The 4,400-nt window shown below is 49.4% G+C and carries 6 protein-coding genes; all 6 read left to right on the top strand.

Annotated features, from left to right (window positions below; genetic code table 11):
* Positions 1 to 77: 77 nt before the first annotated feature.
* From accD to recO, 6 genes are read left to right on the top strand one after another with little or no spacing between them, the layout of a single operon-like run.
* On the top strand, positions 78 to 971 hold the full coding sequence (gene accD, locus RYL88_RS11755) for an acetyl-CoA carboxylase, carboxyltransferase subunit beta (protein ID WP_314991523.1): 894 nt from the start codon (positions 78 to 80) through the stop codon (positions 969 to 971).
* Between the two features lie 2 nt (positions 972 to 973).
* Positions 974 to 1,429: a 23S rRNA (pseudouridine(1915)-N(3))-methyltransferase RlmH gene (locus tag RYL88_RS11750; RefSeq protein WP_314991522.1), complete on the top strand. Its 456-nt coding sequence runs from the start codon at positions 974 to 976 to the stop codon at positions 1,427 to 1,429.
* A gap of 9 nt (positions 1,430 to 1,438) precedes the next feature.
* The gene (gene dksA, locus RYL88_RS11745) at positions 1,439 to 1,792 is read left to right on the top strand and encodes an RNA polymerase-binding protein DksA (protein ID WP_314350890.1); all 354 of its coding nucleotides are present in this window, start codon (positions 1,439 to 1,441) and stop codon (positions 1,790 to 1,792) included.
* Positions 1,793 to 1,801: 9 nt separating this feature from the next.
* Positions 1,802 to 2,839, top strand: coding sequence for a hypothetical protein (locus tag RYL88_RS11740; protein ID WP_314991521.1), 1,038 nt, complete (start codon positions 1,802 to 1,804; stop codon positions 2,837 to 2,839).
* On the top strand, positions 2,836 to 3,753 hold the full coding sequence (locus RYL88_RS11735; protein WP_314991525.1) for a tRNA-dihydrouridine synthase: 918 nt from the start codon (positions 2,836 to 2,838) through the stop codon (positions 3,751 to 3,753). Before RYL88_RS11740 ends, RYL88_RS11735 begins: the two co-directional genes overlap by 4 nt.
* 2 nt (positions 3,754 to 3,755) lie before the next feature.
* Positions 3,756 to 4,370 (top strand): recombination protein RecO, encoded by a 615-nt coding sequence (gene recO / locus RYL88_RS11730; RefSeq protein WP_314991520.1) that lies wholly within the window; start codon positions 3,756 to 3,758, stop codon positions 4,368 to 4,370.
* The last annotated feature ends 30 nt before the right edge of the window (positions 4,371 to 4,400 follow it).

Below are 4,400 nucleotides of genomic sequence, written 5' to 3'. Positions count from 1 at the left end.
GCGTAAATTTAATACCCGACTAGCAAAACATAAGCTAACTTTGGCTATAATCCCTAAATTTTTTAAAAGTAGGAACTATGAGCTTTTTAGATTTTTTTTCCAAAACAAGAAAGCAACAATCCGCTCCTAGCGAGGCTCCGGCGCACTGGGTCAAATGCGACAGCTGTCACTCGCTAATGTATTACAAAGAGGTTGAGGCAAATTTTAATGTCTGTCCAAAGTGCGGTTTTCACATGAGATTAGCCGCCGACAAGAGGATAGCGATGATCTGCGACGAAGGTAGTTTCGTCGAGCTTGACACCAAGCTAAAGCCCGTCGATCCGATCAAATTCGTCGATAAAAAATCCTATAAAAAACGTATAAGCGAAAACGAGGAAAAGACCGGCAGAAGCTCGGCAGTGATCTGCGGCGAGGCCAAGATCGACGGTATGAACGTGCAGCTGGCGGTTTTTGATTTTAGCTTTATGGGCGGGTCTTTAGGCTCGGTCGAGGGCGAAAAGATCGTGCGCGCCGTAAAAAGGTCGCTCGATAAAAAGCAGCCTCTCATCATCGTCTCGGCTTCGGGCGGAGCAAGGATGCAGGAGAGTACGTTTTCGCTGATGCAGATGTCAAAAACTTCCGCCGCGCTAAAGCTGCTTGACGAGGCTAAGGTGCCCTATATATCGGTCCTAACCGATCCTACGATGGGCGGCGTGAGCGCGTCTTTCGCGTGGCTGGGCGACGTCATCATCGCAGAACCGGGCGCCCTCATCGGCTTTGCCGGACAGCGCGTTATCAAACAAACCATCGGAGCCGATCTGCCCGAGGGTTTTCAAAGATCGGAGTTTTTGCTAGAGCACGGTCTAATAGACGCTATAGTCGAGCGTAAAGAGCATAAGCAGTTTTTAAGCGATATGATAAGGCTACTCTCAAACAACCCAGCCTACGCCGCTAAGCAGCCTAGCGCTCAAAATTTGGACGACGAGGAATAAATTTGGAAATTTCCGTGTTTTGCATCCAAAAGTCAAAATGTGAAAATTTTGAAAACGAGATCAAAGAGTACGCGAAGATGTCGTCGAAATTCGCCAAAATTTCAGACGTCGTTATCTTTAACGACAAGATCGCCAAAGCCCAAAGCAAGGGGCGAGACGAAGCGTTAAAAGCTTACGACGAGGTTTATGAGCCAAATTTAAACGGCTTTTGCGTCGCGCTTGACGAAGCGGGTCGCGAATTTAACAGCGAGGAGTTTGCCAAACTCATCTCTAACAAGGCTCAAATTTCGTTTTTTATCGGCGGAGCTTACGGACTTAGTCAAAATTTTAAACAAAAAACAGATGCAGTCGTCAGCCTAAGCCGCATGACGATGGCGCACAAGATAGCAAAGCTTATGCTTCACGAGCAGATTTTCAGAGCTCTTTGCATAAACGCTAACCACCCATATCACAAATAAAGGAACAAAATGCGCAAAAGCGACTTGGAGCAGTTTAAGGCACTTTTACTGGAGCGAAAAGCACAGATAACTAAAAATATTTTAGACTCGTCAAACGAGATGGCAGGACTACGCCAAAGCGGTGTCAGCGACGAGTTTGATATCGCCTCCGTAAACGCCGATCAGCTCATCGAGCAATCAATCAGCGCTCAACAAAGACAAGAACTAACCGAGATCGACGTCTCGCTGCGAAAGATCGCCGATAAAACCTACGGCATCTGCGAGATGTGCGAGGAGGAGATCGGGCTGGCGCGTCTGCGCGTCAAACCGCACGCAAAATACTGCATCACCTGCCGTGAGATAGTGGAAAAAACCGCAAAATAGGGGTACGCCATGCAAATCAAACGTTTTATAGCTTGCGCCGTGCTTTACCTGGTCGTAGTCGGCGCGATCGTTTATTTTTTTGAGAACGGCTCTTACGAACTTCATCTTAAATTTGCCCTCTTTGGCAGCGGCACCGAGTATGCGCTAAATTTACCCATCGCCGTCTGGATGATACTGCCGCCTGCGATTTTGATGCTATTTTGCGTGCTTCACATGGCCTATCACGGGTTTAAATTTTACGCCTTTAAACGCAAAATTTCGCACGATGAGAAATTTTACAGAGAGCTAGGCAAAGAAATTTTACTAGGCCTTGATACGAACAAAGACTTTAAAACGAACTTTTATAAAATCCCGTCCCAAATAGCTAGAGTCCTCTCGCCATGGGATAGGTATAAAGACGCGAGCATCGAGGGCGAGGAGCTACAAAACGCCCTAGATACAATGCGTGCGGTCAAAAACGGCGAAGTCGCCGACCTAAAGAAATTTAAGCTCCCTAAGGACAATCCGCTCTTTATCAAAAACGAGCTAAACAAAATAGCGAATTTGGACGGATACTATCTAGAAACGCTTAAAAAACCTATGGGCGATCAAGGCGAAATAGTCCGCGAAGCAAGGAAAAAGCTAATAAATTTAGGCTCGCTCGCCGATATCAAAAAATTTGCCCCCGATCTGGACGAAAAAGAGATCATGACTCTTGTCGCCCGCTTTGCCAAAGACGAGATAAATTTGAGCAACGACGAGATTTTGGAGCTGTTAAATTCGGATAAAATTTCAAAAGACAGCTTTGGCATCAGCGCCGCGACGCTAAAAAGCAAAATCGCTCCGGACGCTATCATCGGCATCTTTGAGCGGCTCAAAAACGAACGCCAAGAGGCGCAGGAAGCGTATGTCTATCTGCTGTTTGAGTTTGAGATGCTCGAGCGCGCGCAGGAGGTTTTAGCAGGCCTTGAAGCAGGCGAATATCAAAATTTCCGCACCCTGCTCTACCTCAGACAAAGCGGCAAAAACGTCCCGACAGATCTATTTTTCAAGCACGCGCATTGCTGATAGATTTTTCAAAAAAACCGCTTTTTCTAGCTCCGCTCGCGGGCTTTTCGGATCTGCCACTTAGAAGCGTGGTCAAGCAGTTTGGTTGCGACGTGACGGTGAGCGAGATGATTAGCGCAAACGCCCTGGTTTACGAAGGAACCAAAACGCTTGAGATGCTCAAAAAGTCGCCGCTTGAAACGCCCTATATCGTGCAGATAGCGGGTAGCGACGCAGACATCGTCAAAAAAGCGGTGGAAATTTTAAACGGTATCGAAGGCATCGACGGTATCGATCTAAACTGCGGTTGCCCAGTGCCAAAGGTCGTCAAACAGTCCGCAGGCTCTGCTCTGCTAAAAGATATCTCAAATCTAAAACGCATCGTAGAAACCATCAAAAAAACCTCAAACAAGCAAATGACTAGCGTCAAACTGCGCCTGGGCTTTGACGAGAAAATACCCGAAATTTTAGCCCTCGCCGCGCAGGATGCCGGAGCAGACTACATCGCATTTCACGGACGCACAAGAGCGGGCGGCTACACGGCAGCGGTAGATTACGCCGCGATCTGCCGAGCCAAAGAAGCTGTAACCATCCCCGTCATCGCAAACGGCGACATCTCGCCCGAAAATGCGGCCGACGTGCTAAATTTAACCAACGCCGACGCGCTAATGATAGGACGCGCCTGCATCGGCAAGCCGTGGGTTTTCCACGAGATAAAGACGGGCAGCAGTATCGACGCGGCGACGAAAAAGGCGATCATCTTGGCGCATTTTGACGCGATGATCGAGCACTACGGCGAGCACGGAGCGGCGATATTTCGCAAGCACCTACACCGCTACTCCAAAGGCATAGACGGCGCAAGCGCCTTTCGCGACGAGATAAATCACATCGCCGAGCCAGACATCCTGCGCCAAAAAATCCAAACCTTTTTCTAACCATGCAAGGCTACATCCTGCACACGCAAAAAGTGCGTGACGAGGACCTACTCGTCTACATCCTCACGCCCTCGCTGCTAGTCAAATCCTACCGCTTCTACGGCGCACGCCACTCAAACGTCCTGCAAGGCTACAAGATCGACTTCGAGCTCGAAGGCGGCGAAAACTTCCTCCCGCACCTGCGCAGCGTCCTGCACCTAGGCTACCGCTGGCTACTCTCGCGCGAGCGGCTACTCGCGTGGCAGCAGTTTATGCGCCTACTCTACGCGCACCTGCGAGACGTCGTGCAGATAGACGAGGTGTATTTTCGCGAGCTTGAGCTTTGCGCCTCGCGCTTTGACAGGGGCGCTCCCAAACGCCTACTCATCGAGAGCTACGTGCGCATTTTAGAGGCCGAGGGCAGGCTACACGACGAGCTTTTTTGCTTTATCTGCGACGAGCCCGTGGAGGATAGAGTTGCGCTAGCCAGGAGCTTCTTGCCCGCTCACGAGCACTGCGCCGCACAAAAGGGTTTTGCGATAGAAAAGATAAAAATGCTCTTTAGCGAGCGCTCTACGCTGCTGCTTGACGATGACGAGATAGACGCGCTCTACTCGGTTTTGCTTCAGGGACTTTGAGTCGCTTGCGAAATTTGTACGAGTTAAATT

This window comes from uncultured Campylobacter sp., assembly GCF_963517995.1.
Lineage (GTDB): Bacteria > Campylobacterota > Campylobacteria > Campylobacterales > Campylobacteraceae > Campylobacter_A.
The sequence above is the reverse complement of the archived record's forward strand: the minus strand, read 5'-3'. Positions and strand labels throughout refer to the sequence as shown.

Bases quoted from the DNA above. Each gene is read 5' to 3' on its own strand.
- accD (WP_314991523.1), top strand. From the start codon at position 78: ATGAGCTTTTTAGATTTTTTTTCCAAAACAAGAAAGCAACAATCCGCT.
- dksA (WP_314350890.1), top strand. From the start codon at position 1,439: ATGCGCAAAAGCGACTTGGAGCAGTTTAAGGCACTTTTACTGGAGCGA.
- RYL88_RS11740 (WP_314991521.1), top strand. From the start codon at position 1,802: ATGCAAATCAAACGTTTTATAGCTTGCGCCGTGCTTTACCTGGTCGTA.
- recO (WP_314991520.1), top strand. From the start codon at position 3,756: ATGCAAGGCTACATCCTGCACACGCAAAAAGTGCGTGACGAGGACCTA.